General features: G+C 45.4%; 25 protein-coding genes and 1 pseudogene. 9 read left to right on the forward strand and 17 right to left on the reverse strand.

Translation table 11 applies throughout. The annotated features are described in order from the left end of the window. Positions 1-219 precede the first annotated feature (219 nt). Together C5470_RS22880 and C5470_RS14665 are read left to right on the forward strand one after the other, a co-directional pair. On the forward strand, positions 220-561 hold the full coding sequence (locus tag C5470_RS22880; RefSeq protein ID WP_242688018.1) for a hypothetical protein: 342 nt from the start codon (positions 220-222) through the stop codon (positions 559-561). A gap of 45 nt (positions 562-606) precedes the next feature. Further along, the gene (locus C5470_RS14665; protein WP_242688025.1) at positions 607-1,443 is read left to right on the forward strand and encodes an RCC1 domain-containing protein; all 837 of its coding nucleotides are present in this window, start codon (positions 607-609) and stop codon (positions 1,441-1,443) included. A gap of 84 nt (positions 1,444-1,527) precedes the next feature. On the opposite strand, the gene C5470_RS23275 is transcribed toward C5470_RS14665, so the two are convergent. After that, complete coding sequence (locus C5470_RS23275) at positions 1,528-1,659, reverse strand: hypothetical protein (RefSeq protein WP_278249192.1); 132 nt, start codon at positions 1,657-1,659, stop codon at positions 1,528-1,530. Between the two features lie 19 nt (positions 1,660-1,678). On the opposite strand from C5470_RS23275, the gene C5470_RS14670 reads away from it, so the two are divergent. Further along, positions 1,679-2,974, forward strand: coding sequence for an RCC1 domain-containing protein (locus tag C5470_RS14670; protein WP_166290286.1), 1,296 nt, complete (start codon positions 1,679-1,681; stop codon positions 2,972-2,974). Between the two features lie 79 nt (positions 2,975-3,053). Here C5470_RS14670 and C5470_RS14675 read toward each other — a convergent pair. The 3 genes and pseudogenes from C5470_RS14675 to C5470_RS14685 form a co-directional block, all read right to left on the reverse strand. Further along, positions 3,054-3,215: pseudogene (locus tag C5470_RS14675) on the reverse strand (zinc ribbon domain-containing protein); the annotation flags it as partial. A 140-nt stretch (positions 3,216-3,355) separates the two neighbouring features. Then, the gene (locus C5470_RS14680) at positions 3,356-3,784 is read right to left on the reverse strand and encodes a type II toxin-antitoxin system HicB family antitoxin (RefSeq protein WP_112878898.1); all 429 of its coding nucleotides are present in this window, start codon (positions 3,782-3,784) and stop codon (positions 3,356-3,358) included. 17 nt (positions 3,785-3,801) lie between these two features. Beyond that, on the reverse strand, positions 3,802-3,984 hold the full coding sequence (locus C5470_RS14685; RefSeq protein WP_036778383.1) for a type II toxin-antitoxin system HicA family toxin: 183 nt from the start codon (positions 3,982-3,984) through the stop codon (positions 3,802-3,804). 278 nt (positions 3,985-4,262) lie between these two features. On the opposite strand from C5470_RS14685, the gene gmk reads away from it, so the two are divergent. Genes gmk through spoT form a run of 3 tightly spaced genes read left to right on the forward strand, consistent with a single transcriptional unit; the run spans position 4,263 to position 7,351 of the window. Further along, positions 4,263-4,886: a guanylate kinase gene (gene gmk / locus C5470_RS14690; protein ID WP_036846173.1), complete on the forward strand. Its 624-nt coding sequence runs from the start codon at positions 4,263-4,265 to the stop codon at positions 4,884-4,886. 54 nt (positions 4,887-4,940) lie between these two features. After that, complete coding sequence (rpoZ, locus tag C5470_RS14695; protein ID WP_011144672.1) at positions 4,941-5,216, forward strand: DNA-directed RNA polymerase subunit omega; 276 nt, start codon at positions 4,941-4,943, stop codon at positions 5,214-5,216. 17 nt (positions 5,217-5,233) lie between these two features. Beyond that, complete coding sequence (gene spoT, locus C5470_RS14700; RefSeq protein WP_036846176.1) at positions 5,234-7,351, forward strand: bifunctional GTP diphosphokinase/guanosine-3',5'-bis pyrophosphate 3'-pyrophosphohydrolase; 2,118 nt, start codon at positions 5,234-5,236, stop codon at positions 7,349-7,351. Positions 7,352-7,378: 27 nt separating this feature from the next. Here spoT and C5470_RS14705 read toward each other — a convergent pair whose 3' ends face one another. From C5470_RS14705 to C5470_RS14760, 12 genes are all read right to left on the reverse strand, one after another. Beyond that, a complete protein-coding gene (locus C5470_RS14705) occupies positions 7,379-7,798 on the reverse strand; it encodes a hypothetical protein (RefSeq protein WP_166290288.1) in 420 nt (139 codons plus the stop codon). Further along, the gene (locus C5470_RS14710) at positions 7,779-8,270 is read right to left on the reverse strand and encodes a CaiF/GrlA family transcriptional regulator (protein WP_036846182.1); all 492 of its coding nucleotides are present in this window, start codon (positions 8,268-8,270) and stop codon (positions 7,779-7,781) included. The genes C5470_RS14705 and C5470_RS14710 overlap by 20 nt, the downstream gene beginning before the upstream one ends. A 131-nt stretch (positions 8,271-8,401) precedes the next feature. After that, positions 8,402-9,706 carry a hypothetical protein gene (locus C5470_RS14715; RefSeq protein ID WP_166290290.1) on the reverse strand — a complete coding sequence of 435 codons (1,305 nt, stop codon included), beginning with the start codon at positions 9,704-9,706 and terminating at the stop codon, positions 8,402-8,404. A gap of 168 nt (positions 9,707-9,874) precedes the next feature. Further along, a complete protein-coding gene (locus tag C5470_RS14720; RefSeq protein ID WP_240003012.1) occupies positions 9,875-12,640 on the reverse strand; it encodes a fimbria/pilus outer membrane usher protein in 2,766 nt (921 codons plus the stop codon). A 48-nt stretch (positions 12,641-12,688) separates the two neighbouring features. Continuing rightward, entirely contained in the window at positions 12,689-13,483 is a 795-nt protein-coding gene (locus C5470_RS14725) for a fimbrial biogenesis chaperone (protein WP_112878905.1), read from the reverse strand. Positions 13,484-13,519: 36 nt separating this feature from the next. Then, entirely contained in the window at positions 13,520-14,257 is a 738-nt protein-coding gene (locus C5470_RS14730) for a fimbrial biogenesis chaperone (protein ID WP_228956793.1), read from the reverse strand. 62 nt (positions 14,258-14,319) lie between these two features. Then, positions 14,320-15,021: a fimbrial protein gene (locus C5470_RS14735; protein ID WP_166290292.1), complete on the reverse strand. Its 702-nt coding sequence runs from the start codon at positions 15,019-15,021 to the stop codon at positions 14,320-14,322. Between the two features lie 50 nt (positions 15,022-15,071). Continuing rightward, positions 15,072-15,797 carry a fimbrial protein gene (locus C5470_RS14740; RefSeq protein ID WP_166290294.1) on the reverse strand — a complete coding sequence of 242 codons (726 nt, stop codon included), beginning with the start codon at positions 15,795-15,797 and terminating at the stop codon, positions 15,072-15,074. 67 nt (positions 15,798-15,864) lie between these two features. Further along, a complete protein-coding gene (locus C5470_RS14745; protein ID WP_241826130.1) occupies positions 15,865-16,506 on the reverse strand; it encodes a fimbrial protein in 642 nt (213 codons plus the stop codon). After that, the gene (locus C5470_RS14750) at positions 16,490-17,230 is read right to left on the reverse strand and encodes a fimbrial biogenesis chaperone (protein ID WP_166290296.1); all 741 of its coding nucleotides are present in this window, start codon (positions 17,228-17,230) and stop codon (positions 16,490-16,492) included. The genes C5470_RS14745 and C5470_RS14750 overlap by 17 nt, the downstream gene beginning before the upstream one ends. Before the next feature lie 124 nt (positions 17,231-17,354). Beyond that, positions 17,355-17,975, reverse strand: a complete 621-nt coding sequence (locus C5470_RS14755) for a fimbrial protein (RefSeq protein ID WP_166290298.1) — start codon at positions 17,973-17,975, stop codon at positions 17,355-17,357. Between the two features lie 427 nt (positions 17,976-18,402). Further along, a complete protein-coding gene (locus C5470_RS14760) occupies positions 18,403-18,969 on the reverse strand; it encodes a tyrosine-type DNA invertase (RefSeq protein ID WP_036846205.1) in 567 nt (188 codons plus the stop codon). Positions 18,970-19,410: 441 nt separating this feature from the next. Here C5470_RS14760 and recG point away from each other — a divergent pair, with 441 nt between their 5' ends. The 3 genes from recG to C5470_RS14775 all read left to right on the forward strand — a co-directional run bounded on the left by recG (position 19,411) and on the right by C5470_RS14775 (position 22,776). Further along, on the forward strand, positions 19,411-21,492 hold the full coding sequence (gene recG, locus C5470_RS14765; protein WP_166290300.1) for an ATP-dependent DNA helicase RecG: 2,082 nt from the start codon (positions 19,411-19,413) through the stop codon (positions 21,490-21,492). Positions 21,493-22,139: 647 nt separating this feature from the next. Continuing rightward, positions 22,140-22,307 (forward strand): hypothetical protein, encoded by a 168-nt coding sequence (locus tag C5470_RS22885; RefSeq protein ID WP_242688027.1) that lies wholly within the window; start codon positions 22,140-22,142, stop codon positions 22,305-22,307. A 208-nt stretch (positions 22,308-22,515) separates the two neighbouring features. Beyond that, entirely contained in the window at positions 22,516-22,776 is a 261-nt protein-coding gene (locus C5470_RS14775; protein WP_166290302.1) for a hypothetical protein, read from the forward strand. A gap of 904 nt (positions 22,777-23,680) precedes the next feature. Here C5470_RS14775 and C5470_RS14780 read toward each other — a convergent pair. Next, the gene (locus C5470_RS14780) at positions 23,681-24,454 is read right to left on the reverse strand and encodes a Fic family protein (RefSeq protein WP_166290304.1); all 774 of its coding nucleotides are present in this window, start codon (positions 24,452-24,454) and stop codon (positions 23,681-23,683) included. Positions 24,455-24,881: the final 427 nt, after the last annotated feature.

The raw sequence follows: 24,881 nt of genomic DNA on the forward strand, positions 1-24,881 counted from the left end.
AATACTTTCATTCGTATAACACCTCAATTTATGTGATATTTTCTTTACTGGAATACATCCACAAAATTATAAACTGATCGTGTTTTTCTATTACCTTTTTATTCAAATAACAGGTAATGTTATCCAGTAGCAATATAAATCTAGCTTAACTCGCGATAAACCGATTTTATCTTATAGGTAAAAGCAAACCCAATATTAACCTTATTTAGGAGAGCCAATATGAACCAAAATGACCATCTCTCATCAAACATGGCTACCGGTGATCGTTTTATCAAGCAAAACCTAAAATCAGGAAGAGAAAGTAACTCTGGTGGCAATACCTCCATCGTCTCTATTGAATTGGCAGACGATTCGTTACCGGCAAATAACATTTCTATTAAATTGAAAACCGCCATGTTATTGCAAAATGGCAGAGTGATCACTTGGGGAAAAACCCGGTATGATACACAGGAAGTCCCGCCATCAATTGCCGAATTTGCCGAATCGCAAGGTATCGTCAGCCTAAGCGCAACACACTCTGCATTTGCAGCCTTGCAGGCAGATGGCCGCGTGTCTACCTAGGGTCCATTCATCAATGGCCTACTCCCCTCAGCATCAGTGGATAAGATGAAGAATATTGTCAGCGTGAGTTCAATTCCAATAAGAGATGTTTTCACGGGCCTGCGGGCGGACGGCAGCATAGTCTCTTGGGGAGCAGTGGATTTTTTAAACACGGCTCTGCCAAGAATGTGTGGATTATCGCTACACAATATCATCAGCCTAAGCGCAACAGAGCAATCTTTTGCCGCCTTACGGGCAGATGGCAGCGTCGTCTCCTGGGGATTGGATTTTTTGCCAACCCCACCCGAAATTGCCGCATTAAAGGATATTGTCAGCCTAAGTTCAACAAATAATACTTTCGTGGCCCTACGAGCGAACGGCAGCGTTGTCTCTTGGGGTGTGGAAATTATCCCGCCAGAAATCGCCAAATTACAAGATATCGTTAGCATAACTACCAATTATAATTATGCCGCCGCCCTACGGGCAGACCACAGCGTCGTTTCCTGGTGGGGAATAGTGGTTCCACCCGAAATTGCCGCATTAAAGGATATTGTCAGTTTAAGTGCCACACCGTATGCCTTTGCCGCCTTGCGAGCCGACCGCAGTGTGGTTGCCTGGGGAGATATGGACATTGGCGGAACATTACCACTTAAGATTGCTCAACTGAACGATATCGTCAGCCTGAGTGCAGCAGATTGTGCTTTCGCAGCTCTGCGGGCAGATGGCAGCGTCGTTGCCTGGGGACAACCAAGTCGCGGTGGTTATGTGCCACCGGAAATTGCTAAGTTGAAGGATATCGTTAGCCTGAGTGCATCACACTCTGCATTTGCAGCCTTGCGAGCAGATGGCCGCAGTGTAGGTTGGGGAGGAGGAGATACCAAAGCACATGGTGAATACGATTAATCAGTAAATGTGTTTTTTAGCAGGAGAGATGCTGGCCTGAAAATTGAGTTAATCCTCATAATCTCTTCACCTGTTATGAACGGATTAACACACTACGCTGACCGCCAGCAAATCAAATACCGCAATACAGGTGCTTACACCCTTTAAGCAGAAACCCAGTTTGATGGGGAAGAAATAGGTTTTGCGGCGCAGAATTCCTACAAATAAATCCGACACAGCCTATCAGGAGAGTGATATGAATCAACATAACGAGTTCTCATTCAGCACAGAGACCAAAGACACTTTTATCAAACAACGATCTGGAAGAAAAACTATCAGCTATGGTAGCAATGACGTCATAGACTCTAATGACTTTGGAACCGCCATATTATTACAGAATGGCCATATCGTTGCCTGGGGGGATACGCGCTACGGTGGCGAAATCCCACCTGAAATTGCTCAACTGAGCGATATTGTCAGTTTAAGTGCAACAAGTGGTGCTTTCGCCGCCTTGCGAGCCGACCTCAGCGTCGTTGCCTGGGGAGATGCGCGCTACGGTGGCAAAATCCCACCTGAGATTGCTGAACTGAACGATATTGTCAGTTTAAGTGCCACACAATACGCCTTTGCCGCCTTGCGAGCCGACCGTAGCGTCGTTAATTGGGGGGATGAGTTCTACGATGGCAAAACCCCACCTGATATTGCTCAACTGAACGATATTGTCAGTTTAAGTACCACACAATACTCCTTTGTCGCCTTGCGAGCCGACCGTAGCGTCGTTACTTGGAGCAATGAGTACTACAGTGGCGAACTCCCACCTGATATTGCTCAACTGAACGATATTGTCAGTTTAAGTTCAGCATATGATAGTTTCGTCGCCTTGCGAGCCGACCGCAGCGTTATTGCTTGGGCCGGTAGTTATAATTATGTCCCATCAGACATGGCTCAGCTGAATGATATTGTCAGTTTAAGTGCAAATAATGATGCTTTCGCTGCCCTACGGGCAAACCGCAGCGTTGTTGCCTGGGGAGGGGGTTATAGCGGTAATGTCCCATCAGACATTGCTCAGCTGAATGATATTGTCAGTTTAAGTGCAAATGATGATGCTTTCGCTGCCCTACGGGCAAACCGCAGCGTTGTTGTTTGGGGAAGGAGTGATAAGAATGATGTCCCATCAAAAATTGCTCGGCTGAATGATATTGTCAGCCTAAGTTCGACAAATTCTGCTTTCTCGGCCTTACGGGCAAACCGTAGTGTCGTTGCTTGGGGAAATATAGATAATGGTGGCATACTCCCACTCGATATTGCTCAACTGAACGATATCGTCGGCCTGAGTGCAACAAATTCTGCTTTCGCGGCCCTGCGGGCGGACCGTAGTGTCGTTGCCTGGGGGAAGCCAAGTACCGGTGGGTTTGTTCCACCCGAAATCGCTAAATTGCAGGATATTGTCAGCGTAGACTCATCGGGGAGCGCCTTTACGGCTTTGCGAACAAATGGCAAACGAGTTGGCTGGGGAGGCGGGGATATTAAAGCACATGGTGAATACGATTAATTGCCGATTAAGCCATACTCTTTCATTGTAACCCGGTGACTGCTCCCCGCCGTAAAAAAACAGCGAGGCTTCCCACTTCTCAGGCCGCAACCGTCTTTATGACGGATTTACGCTGGCCTCCGTGGGCAGAAACGACAAGTCCCGCCGCCTGTAATGCTGTTATGCCCTTGCGCTGGATGTTGATCGCCGCATTGATATCGCGGTCATGTTCGACTCGACAGAAAGGGCATTGCCAGATCCGCCCGCTCATGGACTGCCGCCAGACGTAATCGGGCCTTGCCGCGGTTAGCACTGCCCTTTTAAGACAGTAAAAACGCTCAAAATAACGCGCTTTTTCATCTCAATGCGTCAGATATTATAGTGCTTCTTAAATTAATGATGTCATGCAGTATGAACTGCTATATCCAGCTTTCTATTTAACTGATGCAAAGCCAGTTCAACTATTTCAACCTTTGATGAATGTTCAACATCAAGAAGCCTATCAATCTGTGGCCCCTTTTGCCCCAACCGACGCGCAAGATCTGCTTTGCGTGTTCCTGTTTCTATCATTGCATTATGCAATGCCACTTTCATTACCACGAGAATAGGAAGACTGACGACGTATTCACCTTCCTCCAACACTGATGCTTCAGGTATAGGCCGACGTTCGCCTATTTCTATAGAAATAGCCGTAATCAACCCATCAATAGATTCGAGAAGCGCTTCATCGACTGAGTCACCTACCGAGTTGAATAAGGGAAGATCTCGACAACTAGCCACATAACTTCCCGTTTCTTCGTCATATTCCAGCTTTATGGGATAATTAAACATAGTACCTCCCTTGAAATTTAAAGCCCCAGATCCTTCATTATTTTCTTTCTCAATGGTTCCGGAATTTCTTTGGAACCATGATCGGGGAAAACCGACGATTTACCGTTTATGGATACCTTGCGGTGGCTTCCTCCACCTCTAGCCTTCTCAATTAAAACTCCTTGAGAAATTAGCCATCGGCGGAACTCACTGTATTTCATCCATGCCTCCTTTTCGACCAAGCGATGATGACACATAAAACAGCAAATACAACATTTTTGTTTCATTCAACAACAGTTGTGATAATACATAGAGCAAAATTTTAACTAAAGAAGTCAACCCCTTGGCGATACAAAATATCCATTGGCAATTTTTCCCCTAAGAAAATTTCGGCGGAAATGCATCGGCAACGCGACATGTGTGAATGGGTACGTGTATACTATTATAAGAATTTTATTCTGCTTTATTTAATTATTATCCAATCAACCAAGATACCACCATGATCCAAGGCACGTTATATATTGTCTCTGCGCCAAGCGGAGCGGGTAAATCAAGCCTGATTCAGGCTTTGTTAAAGACTCAACCTCTGTATGATACTCAGGTTTCTGTTTCCCATACCACACGTGCAATGCGTCCCGGTGAAAATCAGGGTGAGCACTATTTCTTTGTCACGGAAGAAGTCTTTCGTCAGATGATCAGTAACCATGAATTTCTGGAACACGCCCGTGTTTTCGGTAATTATTACGGCACATCCCGAAAAGTGATTGAAGACACCCTTGCCAGTGGCGTTGATGTTTTTCTTGATATCGATTGGCAAGGAGCGCAGCAGATCCGCAAACAAATGCCCTCTGCCCGCAGCATTTTTATCCTGCCGCCGTCAAAAGAAGAGCTCTGTCGCCGTCTGCGCGGTCGAGGGCAGGATAGTGAAGATATTATTGAAAAACGCATGGATCAAGCCGTTGCAGAAATGGTTCACTATAACGAGTATGATTATTTAATCGTTAATGATGATTTCAATACTGCATTGGCCGATCTGCACACCATCATCCGTTCAGAACGCCTGCATCGGGAGCGCCAGGCACAACGGCATGATGCTTTAATCAGCAAATTATTGGCAGACTGAACCAAGTTTCAGTATGATGCCCAGTCATTTCTTTACCTGTGGAGTCGCACACATATGGCACGCGTAACTGTTCAAGACGCTGTAGAAAAAATTGGTAACCGTTTTGACCTGGTGTTGGTCGCCGCTCGTCGAGCACGTCAACTGCAAACAGGTGGTAAAGATCCTCTGGTTGCTGAAGAGAACGATAAAGTCACGGTTATCGCTCTGCGTGAAGTGGAAGAGGGCCTGATCAACGGTAAAATTCTGGACGTGCGTGAACGCCAGGAACAACAAGAGCAGGAAGCCGCAGAAATGCAGGCAGTTTCTGCTATCGCGGAAAGTCGTCGTTAATCTACGGTAGGTCTGCCTTGTATCTGTTCGAAAGCCTGAATCAGCTTGCCCAAAAATACCTGCCCGGGGCTCAGATTGAGCTCCTCAAGCAGGCTTACACTGTTGCGCGGGATGCCCATGAAGGGCAAACCCGTACCAGCGGTGAGCCTTACATTACTCATCCTGTCGCAGTTGCCTGTATTTTGGCCGAGATGCGTCTCGACCATGAAACGCTGATGGCCGCCTTGTTGCATGATGTTATTGAAGACACGCCCGCCACCTTTCAGGATATCGCCCAGCCTTTCGGCCCTGTGGTTGCCGGGTTAGTCGAAGGGGTTTCCAAACTTGATAAGCTGAATTTCCGCGATAAAAAAGAGGCACAAGCGGAAAATTTCCGCAAAATGGTCATGGCAATGGTGCAGGATATCCGCGTCATTTTGATCAAACTGGCAGACCGTACCCACAATATGCGCACGCTCGGCGCGTTACGCCCAGATAAGCGCCGCCGTATCGCCCGGGAAACGTTAGAGATCTACAGTCCCTTAGCCCATCGTTTGGGTATCCATCATCTGAAAACGGAGTTAGAAGAGCTAGGGTTTGAAGCCCTTCACCCTAACCGCTACCGGGTTATCAAAGAAGTGGTAAAAGCGGCCCGAGGTAACCGTAAGGAGATGATCCAGAAAATTTTGTCTGAAATCGCAGGCAGGCTGGCTGAAGCAAATATCGAGTGCAAAGTCAGCGGTAGGGAAAAACATCTCTATTCTATCTATCGGAAAATGCACCTCAAAGAGCAACGTTTTCATTCAATTATGGATATCTATGCTTTTCGGGTCATCGTTAACAATGTTGATATCTGTTATCGGGTTTTGGGGCGGATGCACAGCCTATATAAACCCCGTCCGGGCAGAGTCAAAGACTACATTGCCATCCCTAAAGCTAACGGCTATCAATCCTTGCATACTTCCCTGATTGGCCCTCACGGCGTGCCAGTTGAGGTCCAGATCCGCACCGAGGATATGGATCAAATGGCGGAAATGGGCGTCGCAGCGCACTGGGCTTACAAAGAGCAGGGTGAATCCGGTACAGCCGCACAAGTCCGTGCTCAGCGCTGGATGCAAAGTCTGCTGGAATTACAGCAAAGTGCCGGTAGCTCTTTTGAATTTATCGAAAGCGTTAAATCTGATCTGTTTCCTGATGAGATTTACGTTTTTACCCCGAAAGGGCGCATTGTGGAATTACCTGCCGGTGCCACCCCGGTCGATTTTGCTTATGCCGTACACACCGATATTGGTCACGCCTGTGTTGGCTCGCGAGTTGATCGCCAACCGTACCCATTATCTCAACCGCTTACCAGCGGTCAAACGGTTGAGATCATTACTGCGCCGGGCGCTCGCCCAAATGCGGCCTGGCTGAACTTTGTCGTCAGTTCAAAAGCCCGCGCTAAAATTCGTCAGTTGCTAAAAAACCTTAAACGAGAAGACTCCATTGGGCTAGGCCGCCGTCTGTTAAATCACGCGTTGGGTAGTGGGAAGAAACTGGTTGATATTCCGCCGGAAAGTATCAATAAAGAATTGACGAGAATGAAACTCTCGACAATAGACGATCTACTGGCTGAAATCGGGCTTGGCAATACCATGAGTATCGTCGTCGCCCGTAATTTGCTAGGCGCGCCGCCAGAAAATACCACCAATACCTATCACAACAATGGTGCCCGTAAATTACCCATCAAAGGCGCTGACGGTGTGCTGATTACGTTTGCCAAATGTTGCCGACCCATCCCCGGTGACCCTATCATCGCCCATATCAGCCCCGGCAAAGGGTTGGTTATCCACCATGAGTCTTGCCGTAATATCCGTGGTTATCAGAAAGAACCCGAAAAATTTATGGCCGTCGAGTGGGATCAAGAGATCAATAACGATTTCACCGCCGAAATAAAAGTGGACATGTTTAACCATCAAGGGGCGCTGGCAAATTTAACCGCCGCCATTAATGCAGCCAATTCCAATATTCAGAGTATGAATACCGAAGAGAAAGACGGCCGGGTTTACTGTGCTTTTATCCGGCTCACGACTAAAGACCGTATTCAGTTAGCGAATATTATGCGCAAAATCCGGATCATGCCGGATGTGATGCGAGTCAGTCGTAACAGAAACTAAACCGGATAGCCCGTGCAAATCAGCAGGTCAACAGCCAGCAGCGCTATCTACCGGCGATGACGTCGCCGGATATGGGGCTGGCGGCATATCATCCTGGTTATCAAAGAACAAACCAATCAATACTGAATCAACCTCATCCAGTATGCGGTCTAACCAACCCTCCCCACCTACACCAAACATCAATACCAGCCCGATAGCGATAAATAACAGTGGTAAGATCCATGTTCGGCACCAATACGCTAACAGCATACGGGGATACCGCGAGTAGCGAATTTTGTTGCCCAATAAAAACCCACAGACGGCCAACAATATGATCCCGATAGCCAGTACCATCCGACTTATCAGCCCCCCATAAGGCATCACACACAGAACCGATAAAACCCGTCTTCCATCATGTCCCGCCAGATAACCACATGAGTGATACAACTCAGGAGATAAACGGACCACAAGCCCGCTGCAAAAACCAAGTACGCATGTGATTAGCTTGTGATGATGTCCGGGAGCGCGTCGACTTCACCGTTTTCGTTACCGCCGCCTGACCCTTCTGGGGCATAGGTTCAACGACTGCCGTAACAATCAGCATCAGTCGACGACTTCCCTGTTTCTCACGAAAGAAGACTTTTTCACAGGCGATCACATCACGTCGCTCATTGTAGATATAATTCATCACATCTGTTGCCCGGCGTTCTGTCACTCGGAACACCTGGCTGATTTCACTTTTGGTAAATCCGCGCCCCTTCAATAATCCCCAATACGCGACTGCCATGTACAACGGTGTATCCTTCAAATGAGACAAACAGGCTGGCAGCCGAAAATCCCCATGATTACTTTGTTTGCCGGTAATAGTCTGACCTCCAGGCAAATCGGTCTGGCTGCCGCTTATCTGAAGCAGCATTGAATCATTAACATTGGTTGTCATTTTACTCTCCACTGGTGACTAACTGGTCAATTTGTTACCACATGAGAAATGAAATAGTGTGATTTATTGAGACGAAGTACCTATGGCGGCTAAGCCACCATGCCATATTTAAATACCTTGCCAGCGCAGCGTTATTTCACGACTAGAGTTGCCGTCATAGACGTTTTGAACTCACCAGAAAGCTTGGGGTCTATCGCCTTCGTTTGCCAAAGCTGCACAAAAAACCTGTTGAGAGAATGATGAGAATAATACACTACATTATTTTTAGTTTTTTTCACGGCTGACTTAGCATCTACAGTAAAAACCAGCACACTTTTAGGGTCAGCCGCAGAACCAAATGTTACTGGCTGACCAATCTGGTTGCCGCCTACAAGCTTAGTCTGTATGCCTAGAACTCGCGGCAACACTTTTATCTCCAACGCGTTACCGAAGTCCTTACCACCAGTCTTCGTAGTGGTGTCCATCACTATACTTTTACCATCAACACCTAGATGCTCGGTAGAAAAATTCACAATGGCTACGCCTGTATCTTCCTCATTGGGTGTATTGCATGCAACACTTATCAATAGATCATATATACCTACCGTTTTCCGGTGTAACTCTATTGGGAATATCGCGTCCGACGGCTCCCGGCGAATCTCTCCGAAATCAAAATTATTACTAGACTCACTTTCAAAAATACAAGCCGGAGGGGACATCACTGTTACAGGGTCTTTGATAGTCGGAAGAATTGGTCTAGACCACCACATAAAATCCCCTCCATCAATTAAAATACCCACAGGTGCATTAACATTCTGGGTTTCGAATTCAACTTTTTCATCGGCCTTTCGCTCCCATGAAAAATCTACCCCTTGACAAGACACATTAAAAGAAAGGTCACTTAGTTTTGCCTTTGCTACACTTTCATCATCCTGATTACCAGTAGTTCTCGCTTTGAGCGTTGATAGTTCAGAATAATTTGCATCTGGATATGGCTTATTAAGGCTCACCGTAAGGTGTACAATGGCTACTCCTGGACGACCATTTGTAAATTTGGCTTCAATTGAGCATTCGTAACTGCCTGAAACCACTCTCGGGACTTTAAAAATTTCCCCGTGCCCTGCTTTGATCTGGAACTTGACCTGATCCAACGTTTTACTACTACCCCACTTCATAGACAGTGTTGGAAACACATCTTTTAAGGTCGCTTTACCCGTTGCCGGATAAGTGATTATTCCGTCACTCCACTTTACCTTTCGAGCAGGCCCCAGAGCTTCAATGGCGCGATCAGCATTCCAATTTATTGTCGGCGCGGCGAACAGTGTGGGAGAAGAAAAGATACCCACGGATAGGCATATCATCCCCACCCATATCGGCATCGGCCACCAGCGACAATGAACCACCATCCAACTCATATCCTGTTTTATCTTGTTAATAAATGTCTTATTCGTCTTCATCGGCCGCCCAACCGGGAGTAACTTCCCAGTTGTCCTGTTAGAAATTTTCATTCGTTGATACACCCCATCCCGACCAGATTACATCCGCCTTTCAGAGGGTCCTCTTCCTAATAATTATGGTTTTCCACATTAGATTGTCAGTGCAGAGCCACAACACATTGCCTCATCTTAACGACAGGTTTCGTTCAATTGCCTCATTGGGTTCCAGCTTTTATCTGCCTTCGCCTTTACCGGAGGAGGCCCCAGGTTAAACGCCACCTCGCACTGCCTGTCCGGTGTACTGCCCCACTTCACTTTCAGTACCCCGCTGGGTGGCATACCACTCAGGTACACTTGTCCACCCTCCCCGACTATCGCGGCCAGATTTGTGTCTGTATCCCCTTTAAGCCCCGCCATTGCCCCAAACGGCACGGGCTTACCGTTATAGGTCAAATTCATCAGCAACTGCTGCCCAATACGCACGGGGTAATCCACCATCACAACCGCGCCACTCGTCGGGAATACGTTCTTGCTACCCTGTGCCATGTCAGCCCCTTCCGGCAGCGATGACGGATCTAAACTGATACTATTACGGCTGTACGTCTGGGCATAAGGCACAACCGCATATCCCCAGCGATTAGTAGTCACCGAACTGGAATTCATCACACGAATACCTGCAACCCCCGATGTCCGCACTAATACAGCAGCATCACCAATACGCGATGCCAAAGTAACGCCATGCTGATGTGCAATCAGTCCTCCACTAAACCCGTAGTTCACACCACGTCCCCCCCATGAATCGTAGTTGTATCCCAAGTTGGCTTGCCCAAAGGAACCAAGATATCCCATTGACACTGACCCGCTGCGCCCTCTCCCTTTATTCGCCTGACTCTGCGATACGTTCCAAGACAGACTATTATCATCCAGCACCGATCCGCCTATGCCCAACTGGTTATTACTGCGTCCCGTACTATCACGGGAAAAACTATAATTAGCATACGCATTATTCAGCGCCGCATAGGAGCCAAACAGACTCAGTGGAACGTTTACGTTCAACGAAATTTGCCGGTTCTCAGGCCAGTCACCGTTACCGCGCATGCGATCAATGCTGTAATTAAGCCCCCAGCCCACACGGTAGAAAGAACCATTCAATCCCATCGATAGTGTGGTGTTAGTTTTAGAGCTTCCCCAGTAGTTATCCCGCTGACCACTGAGCCACAGAGAATAGTTACCGGGCAATGACTGGCTCAGTCGCATCTGCCAACTACTGCGTCGCCGCTCAGACATCCAAGAAGGGAGTTCTCCCCAAACACTGTAGCCTTGAGTATTCGCATCCGAAAAACTCAGGTAATTACGTGTGGAATAGCGGTACGCGGTTAAATCCACTGTCGTGCCAGTGGTCAGCATACTTTTCGAATATTTAGCGCGGTAAGATTCCCCACGCAGGATGTCAGGCGTATTTTGTAACCGGGTCCGGGAAGTCGTGATATCCGCAGATAATGCCCCCATCATACCCAGAGAGAGCCCAGTTCCCAGCGCCGCAGATTGGTACGATTGCGCCACCAGGCCACCACCGTATAACGTGACGTTACCAGGCAGACCGTAAATCATCGAGGCCATACCAAACACCGGCTTACGTATGCCGCTGCCATATCCACTACTGTAATAACGCCCGGCTGCCACTTCGTACTTGAATTGCCCCTGCCGCAACATCATAGGCAGACTGGAATAGGCCTGAGTGAACCCATGATGAGTACCATCGGCCTCAGTTATCGTTACCTGTAAGTCTCCCCCGACACTGCTGCCCACCAAGTCTGTGATACGAAATGGACCGGGTGCCACGTTGGTTTGATAAATCACACTGCCATTCTGCGTCACCGTAATCTGAGCATTAGATTTAGCTATCCCACTGATAATCGGCGCAAAACCACTCAGCCTGCCGGGCATCATCGGGTCACTGGTGGCAAGCCCAATACCACGATAAGGAAAACCATCAAACACCTGACCTGCCACACTACCGGTCGAGGTATCCCCTATCGTCAGATCACTGCGTAACGCCACCACGTCCCGCTGCAAATAGGTTTGCTGAAAGTTCCAACGTTGCTGGGATTCGGTTGTTTTTTTCACTGCGTCATTGAATGAGTCATACCGGTTATAAGTTTGAGTGTTATAAGAATAAGTAGCCGTATTACGAAGACGCCAGGCCCCCAGATTCAATCTAGAATTGAAGCTACCGAACAGACTCTGATTAGTCTGTTTATTACCAAATTGTGAGCGCTGATTCTGGCTGCCATTGATGCTGTAGTTCAGTAAAAAAGCCGGAATGCCCTCCTGCCATAACTTCGGATCAACCAGGCCATTCGTTGAAGGCTTCATCGCTATTTGGGGTACGCTCACATTCAGCTGCATCTGGGAAAAGTTCAAGCGGGCCGCCGCTTGGGGAATCAATTTACCCAACGGACTCTCTATCGGCTTATCCACCGGCAATGCTTTCAATGCTGGTATACCGCTGATATTAACACCAGCCGCTTCCAACAAATCTGGGGTAAGTACCGGCGTCAGCTCGGCATTACCCTCGCTATGACGCTGGAACGTAATATCACGCGTATCAAAAAAAGTACCATTCACGTAGATATCAACACGGTAAGTTCCCGGCGCCTGACCTCCTACGGTCTCAAACTGTGATAAGTCTACCGGTTGACCGGAATTCGAACCAAAGTCCAATAAAGCCGGATCAAAATAATCACGCGCTGTTGCCTGAGCGCTCCATCCCGTCAGAAATGCCAGCATCACCCGACAAAAAACGAGAGACCCCCCCATTTGGTGCTTTGATAGGGTAAGAGAAGTAAAAATACCTTGATTTACACAACGACAACAAGTAGACGGCCGTTTTGAACGACGGCTTATTGCCGGAATCAACACTTTCATTCTTAATTGCCATCTCTTATTTAACATATAGAGGTTCATTGCTCATATCTATTCTGTCGATATCTTGCAACATCGCTATTGACCACTGCCGGATACGGCAATAGATCTACTCTCTTCATCAGTGTCTAACCCAAACTCATCAATAGCACGCCACGATACAGTGACATGACTACCAGGAGACACTTTACCCGCCGGCAGCGACCAGCTCTGCTGACCAAAGGGTGGCACCATCCTAAACAAATCCTTGCCCGGTACGGCAAACGAACTTACATGCAAAGTCTGCAACGTTATCCAAAACGGTGACGGATTAGACAGCATCACGACATCCTCTTTTACTGACGCACTTAACTGTTTCACCGCACCGGCAACCCCCTTTTCTGGTAACCCTTCAGGACGGTAGAACAATTTCACCGCCAGAGCTGTCACCATTCTCATCTTGCCAGAGTCATCTTTAGATACTGGTAATTGTTTCTCAGAAGGCAACATAAGCAGATTCAGAAAGAACAGAGATTCTCGATCTTTCGGCAAAACCCCACCAGTACGAAGGATTTTCAGCACCTGCCGTTCATCTGCCCCCACCTTCGCAATCGGCGGAATAACGATAAATGGTGCCTTAACCCCCAGCGGTAAACCGGTCTCTGGGTTTAGTTCTCGTACGATTGACTGAATGAGATAATTGTTGTCGCTGTTATTAATGAGTGTCGAAGAGACTCCGTTGCTGGATGATTCAGGATAAATCACACGAGCGTCATCGAGATACAACCCCTTCAGACTCTCTGCTGCCCTGAGCGGCAATACCGGTAATATTATTGCCAGAACACATGACACAGTTATAACGATCTGTTTTATTGAAATATTACGCTCCACCATGTCATGCTCTTCCAATTTCAAAATATAAAAACATACTTAGTCGGCCCGTAACGTACCGCTCTGTAGTCTACTCACTCCACCGGCATCGGTGATCATCGACCATGTCACTTTACTTCCCGCCGTACCTGCCAAGGAAAAAGTCATCTGGCCGAAAGGGGCCAACATTGACGGGGCTTTGTTAAGATCTACTGCCTTGCCATCAAGTTTCAATTGGGCAAAAGTCTGGTAATACGGTGTTGGGTTAGTCACTACGACAGTATTGCCTGCTCGTATAAATGTCAGTCGGCCATAGGCCTGCTCCGGTGTCATCGGCAGCTTATCTGGCCGGTAGATAAGTTTAATATTCATCCCCAGCGCAATAGACAGAGATGCTCCAATCTCTCCTGGTTTTCCATTGCCATTGGCCTTGCTCTCATCTAGTGTTTTCTTCGCCGGGATCGCATTAATACGAAAACGAAACAGAGACTCTCGATCAGCTGGGAAATCACCACCAGTACGTATAACACGCATCACGTTCAAGCTATTACCCTCCATGCGAAACAACGGAGGCAACACGGTAAACTCCGATGAACGGGTATTTGAGTTATCTCCCGGAGTCACAGCAGCTTGTATTAGATACACCTCATCGCCTGAATTCTGCAATGACATGCTTTGCACCTTGTCGCCCTGATGATAAATAATACGTGTCTTCCTCAACATAAGACCCGCATGTGCTGGTGACGATGCCATAACCGCCCATATCGCCAGCATTCCCATGACTATCATCTTTTTCATATATCCCACTTCATCTCAGAGAATCAGACAAAATCCCTTGAATACACCCGGCTTAACGCCATCTACTGATACACAAACTCAAAATGTATCTTCACATCCGCAACTCCTCCGCATAATACATTGGTATCGTTACTCTCTGTTTTGCAGGTTACTGGATTATTTGTATCGCCCAGACCTCCCACATACGCCCTGAACCTCCTCATTGTTCCCTCCAATTTCCCACCATTTCCTTTTACACTGTCTGAGAGGTCTACCCTATACGGATCAGTCCCCTTCCTTACCTCTACAAACTTGCTAGTTCCCTCGTCGAATAACCTAACCCCTACTCCTTTAGTACTGTTGTTAACAACATCACTGTCATCAGGCATGAAAAGCTCCCGATCTGTTATGGCAGGCACATCACTCCATATGTAGAAAGCGGGTTTTGATTCGCCTAGATCACAGTCACTAAACATAAAGTTCAGTTCCACGGGATCTCTTGCGATATATTTGCTATTTCTGAGTTCACTGGCATAGACCGGAGCGAAACCATCATTATAAAACCCGGCAAAGCTGGACCCATTCACACTCAACACACAGGTCGGAGGCAATAACATGCCTCTGAAATTGATTGTACGCTCCGTATCCGTATCCGCCTGCACTGGAAAAGTCGTCACACAACCGATGGTCCATCCAATCAGCATCATGAAAAGCAACACATATTTTGCCCTGCTGTGATATGTCATTAATTCACTGTTTATAAGATTGCTATTTTTCGTTTTCATCTAACTCTTTCCGCCTCTCCCAATTTTTATCATCCGTGATAAATCACACCTCACTGATAAGAATATGTAAATGTGACGTGCGCAATCAGCGTCCCGGGTTGAATAACCTTACTATCTATTCCACGTGCGATTGCTACCATTACATACATCTCAGCACTGCCCTCATCAAATTCAACCTGGAACGGGAACTCCATTTCCTGATGATTGATTGACAACTGATCATTCAGCCCTATTTTCTTCTTCTCATTTTCTTCGATTAAAATAATAAACCCCAGCCCCTCAGAGGTACCAGAATCACCGGAACTAGGATCACTAAATATCACACCATGTTCAGCGTCGATGGTATTTCCAGATACAGTGATCTTGGGTATAAGGCCGAGACTCCCCGGATCGCCACAATTCGTTAATTTCAGCTTAAATGACTTGGGGGCTGATACATTCCCTTCATGACTAAACTCCGCCGCCAGCAGGGAACCAAAATTCAGCTCCGAACCCTTCATATCACCACCACCGATCTCTATGTCACAAGGATCAGGATAAACACTTACACGCAGCTGTACGTTTACCCCACTCGTGATCGTCGCTGGGTACTTGGGCTCGGTCTTGGGCTTGGGGTCATCAGCCATGACGCTGCTTGCCAGGAACAGCAGAACCATTACAGAACTCCAGCAGAAGCAGCGCATCACAACCTGCAATACCGGGTTTCTACCCTTGGTCAGGAAGGTCGACGGGTCATTCAGCCTGCTTTTTTTTTGTTCTGTCGCTGTCCCAAACATCGTGCTCACCTCAAATTAACCCTATCACTCTTCTGTTAACGCGATATCACGCTGCAATGCCGATACATCAACGATAATTAAACGTAAACGTCAGCGTAGCCTTGATTTTTCCTGCCTTTTTGCAGACCGCTACCGTCTGCCCGCCTGCCAAAGCACATACCAGTGAAAATTTCACCGGCACAGTAGGCGTTTTATCGTTTACGATTGTGCCTTTATTAGCCAGATGAAAAGGTTCACCGTCCTTTAAATCTGGGGACCATTCTGTTCCACTAAACTTCTTCAATTGCACAGTGATGCCCACTGCCGTTGAAGCTTCGTTTTTTTCATCTGCTCCTTTATCACGAAACAAGCTCTTATCATTCGTACCAACATGATTTCCGGTAACGGTAATCGTGGGAGTAATACTGTTTCTATTGACCACACTCGTGCAATTTCTCAGCGTAATCTGAGTTTCCCTGTTAACTTTTCCTAATACCAAGTCTGCAAACTGCACTATGCCCAGCTCGATATTATTGCTGTCCACAATAACATCACACGTGCCTTGAGTAATTTCAGCCTTAAATGTGGCCCCGGCAGAATTCGCTGCCCACAAGGGACCAGAAGAGAGCCACAGAACCCCACCCATGCCTAGGTAACTCAGGTATCTCTGTATACGCTGAACACAGATCCTGTTAGTCGCTGAAATAGTGGCTCTACTGGACTGTGCCATTGAAGTTCTCTCCACCGCCGAGATCGTTGATCACCGCCCATTCCACTTTCTTTTTGTTCTGATTGTTCTGAGCGGGATAAACATGGGTGCTGAAAGGTGCCAACATTTGCGGATGACTGTCAGAAAACTTCACCGGCACCCCATCAACTTTGATCTGCGTAAAACTGATGTGATAAGGCGAATTGTTGCTGACTTGAACGCCCCCGGGAGCATGGGTAAAGCGCAGCGCTTTGTATGCCAGCTCTGGTGTACCCACCAACCCCGTTGGCCGATAAAATAGTTTGATGGTATTGCCGATGGCATAGGCCAGCCCACCCGAAATCTTAGCGCTTTCAAAGCGCTGGCCCAGAGGGTTACTTCTGGGAATAGCGGAAGCAGTAAAATAAAAGACACTCTCCCGGTCGGTTGGCAATTTGCTGGTATCACCTAAGATGCGCAGGACATTATTTCCTTTAGGATCGAGACGAAATAAAGGCGGTGAGACGAAAAACGGTGTTTTACCCTTGCCATCAACGGTGCTGGTGATTTTAGTTGTCACCAGATAAGGGATATTAGTTGTCGTATTGCGCACCGAGACTGTTGCTTCAGCTTTATCCTGTAAAAAAATAATGCGTGTAGCATTGATGCCAAATCCGCCTTCAGCCTGACTCTGTGACGCGAACAAAAACGCGGCAAATACAAGACTTTTTACTATGATGTTAGGAAGTCGGAGTTTACTGATCATCTTTTGTTTCTCATATCTTGGCTCAACCAGCCAGTAGTTGCCTAATAAAAGGCATCATCAATCATCTAAGATTTTTTATCGAAAGAGCCTGAGGAAGCACCCCTCAGGCTGAAACAACATAAACTTAGTTATATGCATAGGAGAAGGTGATTGGAGCGTTAATATCCTGACCTGATTCTGGCTTAAGGACTGTTGATGCCATATACGCAGAGAATGTTACAGAATAACCATCAAAGTCTTTACCTTTGGCACCTGTACCAGCCGCAGCAGCGCCTTTCAGAAGGACATAGCCATTGTTTGGGACAACTTCCTTTTTAGTGCCATTCCCATAAGTTAGTATTGCACCTACATTCTTACCTTTTTCACTGTCATTAAAGATGGTGTTATTCGATCCATCCAATGTTTTTCCTGATACCCGCAGTTGAATTTTGTTTGCATCGGTATTCTGGTCATCACAGTTAATAAGAGAGACAGTAATTAATCTAGGAGCCGTACCAACATACGATGCGATGCTTGTTTGACCCCCAAAAGTGCCAGCTTCAAATGCGCCTGCCGAAGCGTTCCCCAAATCCACTTTCCCGTTTGCATTGGGGCTGGTTACATCACACGTCGCAGCCACGACCGAACCTGTAATCGTTACCTCGGTATTCTTCTTCACGTGCTGCGCTTCATCTGCTGCCGAAGCAGCCGAAACTACCCCTAAAACCAACGCCGCCACGACGCTTATCTTTAATATCTTTTTCATTTGATTAACCTTACTTAAGTATCGAACAAAAATCATACTTAACTTTACATACTATTTGCTGATAAACAGCAACACTTAGGTGTACATAAATTTGTCACTTAGGACCATTTTGACAATTGAGATACATTGTGGTATTTTTGTATGAAAATGCATCATTACTGAAACAACTTAACGACAATCATCAAAATTTAAGGATATTTTGTTGTTGAATCCGAAAAATAAGATCAACAACTTCAAGCAAGGGGCTTGAGAGACTGGAGTTTGCGTGCGTTGAAAGTAAACAAATTGAGTTATTTTGGTGCAATTGTGGTAGATACATATTGCTTTACAAAGATATACAATTCTGTATCTTTTTTTATTAGAAAATTTTCAGTATAGTTCTATGGCAAGTCTATCTTGATTGTCAAAATGGTCCTAAATGTAACGATCAACGCTTACCTTTCACACCCCAAACTCCTTGAAAACGTTCAGCATTACTCGCTGTATAACGCACAGTGTGACGAATGTTTTTATGTCCAAGGTAATCTTGTATCAGCCGGGTATCCACTCCCCGGTCTGCAAGGGCAAAACCACAGGCATGGCGCAACATATGCGGATGCGAAACGACAGCAATATTCGCCAATTGCCCTAATCGACTAATAATCTGGTAAATCCGCTGACGCGTAAGCGGCTTCCCAGAACGTGACAAGAACAACCAATCACTCTCTGCCCCCAAAAAAGTTTTGCGCACTTTGAGCCATGCCTTAATCGCCCGAACTTCACGGAGCAACAGAGGATGGTTAGTGCAAAATCCTCCTTTTAGCCGCCGGATATACAGGCATCGCTCTTTCAATTCCATATCAGATAACCGTAGATGTCTGGCTTCGCTGACGCGAAAGCCGTGGATAAAACTCATGTACACCAAACAGTAGTTCCGCTCTGGATTAGCGCCGACTTTCGCCATTTCCAACAGGCTTTCCACTTCTGACTGCGTCAGATATTTTCTTTGGCCCATGATTATTTCTCCCAAATATATTGATAGCACAACCCAGCTATTATCCCCTGACAAACCCGCCCTCAATTCCGAGACACAAACCAAGAACAGACAAAACCCGAGGATAAAATACACACCATTAATTTGCCCAAATGGCATGTTGTTCACTGGGGCTACAGAGGGTTATACAGATGAGAGGTAGAATTTAAACACCTTTTTTTGATTATTTTTTTATCACTATGAGATCACGCTGTTGAATTTAGTTGATATATAAGAGTATGTGATCTTGACTGTTACAGGAGGTTAGCGCGGTGTATCAGTATAATTTTCAACCCGTTATTAGGGGGAAGATTACGTTGATTACGTTAAACCCGTCTGTATTATTATGGGTGATAAACCATGCCCGATCCTGCCCGGTAAAACATGATGGACTGCCACACAATCAATGGAGAAAAAAATCGTATGAAAGGCCAACTGCTTGATGCCATCCCTTTGACTTCCCTGCATGGCGTCGGGGCAAGTCAGGCAGCTAAACTGGCAAAAATGGGGCTGATTAGTTTGCAGGATCTGCTGCTGCACTTCCCTCTTCGTTATGAAGACCAAACCCGCCTTTATACGATTAATGATCTTTTACCGGGTATCCATGCCACAGTCACCGGCGAAATCCTCCATACCAATGTTATTTTTGGCCGCCGCCGGATGATGACCTGCCAAATTAGTGATGGTACCGGTGTGCTCACACTGCGTTTTTTTAACTTCACCGCCGCAATGAAAAGCAATCTGGCAAAAGGGAAACAGGTTGTTGCTTACGGTGAAATCAAAAAAGGTATTCATGGCGCGGAAATTATCCATCCTGAGTATAAGATTCAGAATTATGCCGGGAATGTGCATCTCCAAGAGACATTAACCCCTATTTACCCGACAACAGAAGGTGTTCGTCAGGCGACGCTTCGTAAACTGATTGAGCAGGCACTGGCATTGCTTGATACCTGTGCGATTAACGAACTCCTGCCGGAAGAGCTAAGCCGTTCCATGATCAGCCTGCCACAAGCCTTGCATACTCTGCACCGCCCACCACCAGATATTGCGCTGGCAGAGTTGGAAACAGGTAAACATCCGGCGCATCGCCGTCTCATTCTGGAAGAACTTCTCGCTCACCATTTGAGTATGTTAGCAGTCAGAGCTGGCGCACAACGCCATCACGCTCAGTCGCTACCGGCTGAAAACGAGTTAAAACAGCAATTCTTTAATCGTCTGCCATTTACGCCAACTAACGCGCAGCAACGGGTTGTAGCGGAAATTGAGCAAGATCTGGCAAAAGATGTTCCGATGATGCGATTAATTCAGGGAGATGTTGGTTCGGGAAAAACGCTGGTTGCCGCGCTGGCTGCGTTGCGGGTCATTGCGCATGGTAAACAGGTTGCCCTGATGGCACCGACTGAATTGCTGGCAGAACAGCATGCAAATACATTCCGGCAATGGCTGGAACCTTTGGGTATTCAGATCGGCTGGCTGGCAGGTAAGCAAAAGGGGAAAGCACGTCAGAAACAACAAGAAGCCATTGCCAGCGGGCAGGTCGCTATGATTGTTGGTACACATGCCATGTTTCAGGAACAGGTTAAATTTTCCGGTCTGGCGCTGGTGATTATTGATGAGCAACATCGGTTTGGTGTGCATCAACGTCTGGCTTTGTGGAAAAAAGGACGTGAACAGGGTTTTCATCCTCACCAGTTGATAATGACCGCAACACCTATTCCCCGGACCTTAGCGATGACTGCTTATGCCGATCTTGATACTTCTATTATTGATGAGCTGCCACCGGGGAGAACGCCGGTCACAACGGTTGCAATCCCGGATACACGCCGTGAAGAGGTGATCAAACGGATCAGAAACGCCTGTCTTGATGAAAACAGACAAGCCTATTGGGTCTGTACGCTGATTGAGGATTCCGATGTGCTGGAAGCTCAAGCTGCGCAAGTCACCAGTGAAGAATTGACGCTCGCCTTGCCGGAATTAAAAGTTGGGTTGGTACATGGCCGAATGAAAGCCGCAGAAAAGCTGGAAGTGATGGAGGCTTTCAAACGTGGAGAATTACAGCTTCTGGTTGCCACGACGGTTATCGAAGTTGGTGTGGATGTGCCGAATGCCAGTTTGATGGTTATTGATAATCCAGAACGACTTGGATTGGCGCAACTTCATCAATTACGTGGACGAGTTGGCCGTGGGGCTATCGCTTCTCATTGTGTTTTACTTTACAAAACTCCTTTAAGCAGTACCGCCAGAATACGTCTGCAAGTGTTAAGAGATAGCAATGATGGTTTTGTTATCGCGCAGAAAGATCTGGAAATTCGTGGTCCCGGGGAGCTATTAGGAACGCGCCAAACTGGGAATGCCGAATTTAAGGTTGCTGATTTGTTGAGAGATCAGGGAATGTTGCCGGAAGTACAACGTATTGCCCGGCATATTCACCAGCATTACCCGGAACATGCCCGCGCCCTAATTGAACGCTGGTTACCGGAACGGACACATTATAGTAATGCGTGATTGAGAATATGTCGGCGCGGACTTGTCGTTTCTCAACGCCGCCAAAAATACGGAGATCTGGTTTTATCCCATAATTAAGATGCTCTGCTACAGAGCTTTCTTTTAATTATTCCGTTTAATTGGCAATGTATTATTTCCAAAGGAATGCAAAATATAATTACAATTATTCCTAAATTAGCACCAGCGTTAAAAAACATCCCCAGAAAATATAAATGGTTGGTAGATTCACATAATAAGCAACTGACCACCCTTCTGAAAAACTGTACTTATTAGTCGAATCCGCCACTTTTTTATCAAATTCAGTTGATGGTGTGTGCGGTATTAGCACAACGTTATGCTCGAAGGTTAAAACTGGGATAGATATAAATCTACGATAGGAAATTCTCATTAATATATTAATGAAAGTTATTGTCTTTACATCAATGCAATATTGAGTTACTAAGTTTAAATAGTAAATGTTTCTATTAACTCAATGAATGTAATTTTAAATATTTTCTTTTCGAAGTATAAAACCTTGATGGAGGTCACGCAAATAATAGTAGTTTTGTTGGTTTTTTTATCTATACTTATATTTCATTATGGTACATATTAGGGTATTTTTAAATTAGAGCTAAATAAATCTACGTTGATATAATGGAGAGTTTAATATGATTTATGTCAAAAGTCTTTCAGAGACTGTGGTTAAAGTTGCAATTAGTAAATGGAGTAGTGAAGAAGGTAATGACGAATATATTGAAATTAATACAGGAGAGGTGGCTCAATGGGATAGATCAGATGGGCGCGGTTTTTTAATGGCAGTAGCACGTAAGGATTAGTGTCACAATGTTGTATTCAATAAAATCAAATGGCTACATAATTATTTATGATAACTCAGTTGTAAATAACGGTAGAGATATCTCTTCTTTATATTCTATACCATCTGTCTAAAAAATTTTATTATTGCACTAGTTTTATTAATTTAATTGCTGTCCTTATGTCATTGAATTAAATTAAATTATTTATTATTGATATAGTGGAGGATTTATGATTTATGTTAAAAATCTCTCAACTGAACCGGTTAAAGTTTCAGTTAATAAATGTGGAGAGGCGGGTAGAGAAGAATATTTAGATCTTGATTGTGAAGATGTAAAGGTGTGGGATCTATCCGATACGCATGGTTTTGTATTTTCAGTAATACAGCGAGGTATTGAAAAATCATATCCTGCTTCAAATAACAGTTTTATTATTATTTTTGATGATCATGTCCAAGATAGCGGAACTAATATATCTCACTTAGAGAAATAAATGAGAATTTGTCATCTGATTTAATTGAGTGTTAGACCCAATTAAATCACCATCATCAGGAATGGAATCTCCATTCCTGTACTATTTGTATTCAACGGTTTACTACTTTCTCCCCTAATGCTTGTTTTTCTGCTTCACTGATAAAGATATTTCCAGCCTATTTATGATTAATCAGTTGCTTTATCAGCTTCCGCTGCCAGTGTTTACAGAATAGATGTTTAGCCCCAACATTTGATGAATAATATAATAGAAAAAAGTTATCGGCTGATAACTTTAGGTTAATGCTAAATTGATTTTTTGGTAGTTGATTTCAGATTATTTTTATCGATAAAGAGTAAAAATTAAAATTATGAGGCTTGAACCACAGAATTTAGGGAGGATGTACATCTTTATGGCTACTCTTATTAATACATGAATATGTAACTTAATTTACTAAGTATTAAATGTAAAGCAAAGAATAAAAATCACCAAGGATGGCGTAATATATTTTCTGTTTATAAAAAAGTGAGTTATTTTTTTAGGATTTACATCCAAAACTATTTCGTAGAAAGCGGGAGTGATGAGATTCCAAATGAATAATAGATAGGTTGAATTATTATATTTTTCTCAACCATTGGTTAATGGCCTGAAATAACAAAATAATACTTAATAGATTAACTAATCATATTCACTGTGCGCTGTTGAGACGCTCCTCAGCGGTAAAGGCGAAAATAAGCTGATGGAGCAGGCTGTTACAAGAGAAAATAGATACAAAAAAGCACCCAAAGGTACTTTTCTATATCGCTTGGATTAAGTTGTTTTGAAGCTATGGATTGAACATTGGTTACCTGAACGCACACATTATGATAATGCATGACTGAAAACATATCGGGACAAATCCCAAACAAGCTAGGCGCTGTGATCGTTAATTTCGTGTATTCACCGCTCGAATTTGCTCTGCTTCCGGGTGGCAATCCACAAGGAATATCATCATCTCAGTGGCATCTTTGCTCAGGTAGAAGCGCACCATCTTTTCGTTGAACTCATGTATTTTCGCCGCAGGCACGCTGATAGCATCTATGCCATTTGACATTAAAATACCGTTCATCATGAAACGGGAAGTACGTTTATTACCGTCAAAGAAGAATTGCTGTAGCGCACCGAAAAGGAAGAATGCGGCCCCCTTTTCGAAAGGCTGACACTCATTCAGTAAGGCAACACCTTCTTGAAAAACATGGTTCAATTCTGGCGCGCCGGGTACAGTAGGTAACGGAGTATGCCGACCATACTCACCCAAACTGACATCTGGAGTGTAATTCTCCTCTTGCCCTTCTCCACGGAACTGTCCCCATTCCAAGGCTTCGTTGCGGGCAACTATGCTGTGAAGTTCAGTAAATGTAGCTTTGGTCAACTCAAATTGACCTTTTTTCACCATAAATAACAATCGCTTGGAACTTTCTGCGAGATTCAGGACTTGTTCCTGGTCGGAAACCTTCCTACCACCGACGGTTACACCGTCCAATAATGTCTTCACTTCTGGGAAAGTAAAAGGATTACCTTCAAGCACGCTGGCATCCCAAACGAATTCTGGTAGCATCCGGTGAAAACGGAAACATACCCGCTCAATAGAATGAATCGGAACAATAAGAGGAACCGCAGACCGGTCCCAACGAAACCCCAGAGCGTTAAAAAGCTTCATCGTTGCTAACCCTATTTTACGATTTTGAATGTATGGAACTATAAGCGAAACACAACGACAATACTGCACCAAATAAATAGCTGGTGCAGTACTCTAATTTACCCCTGCACTGCCGGGAATACTGGCAACAGTAAATAAAGTTTAATCACAATCGCGTTAACGATATCGATAAAGAACGCACCTACCATCGATTAGGTAATAACCCCTGCATATATATGTCTAAATATTAGATATGAGACAAATGGGGTTTAAATAACGGGGTCAATTTAGTAAGACCCGCCGTAAACCCTCGCCCAGTGCGAGGGTGTCGCAAAAGCTCATGTTATCCATTAAGATCGGTGTTCTTTCTGTTAAACGCCGATCTTTTATGACCTTATTCACTCGAACGCTGGAATCGTCTGCTCACACCAAACGTCAGTTTGTCAAA

Origin of the sequence: Photorhabdus stackebrandtii (genome assembly GCF_011189495.1) — a bacterium.
Classification (GTDB): Bacteria; Pseudomonadota; Gammaproteobacteria; order Enterobacterales; family Enterobacteriaceae; genus Photorhabdus; species Photorhabdus khanii.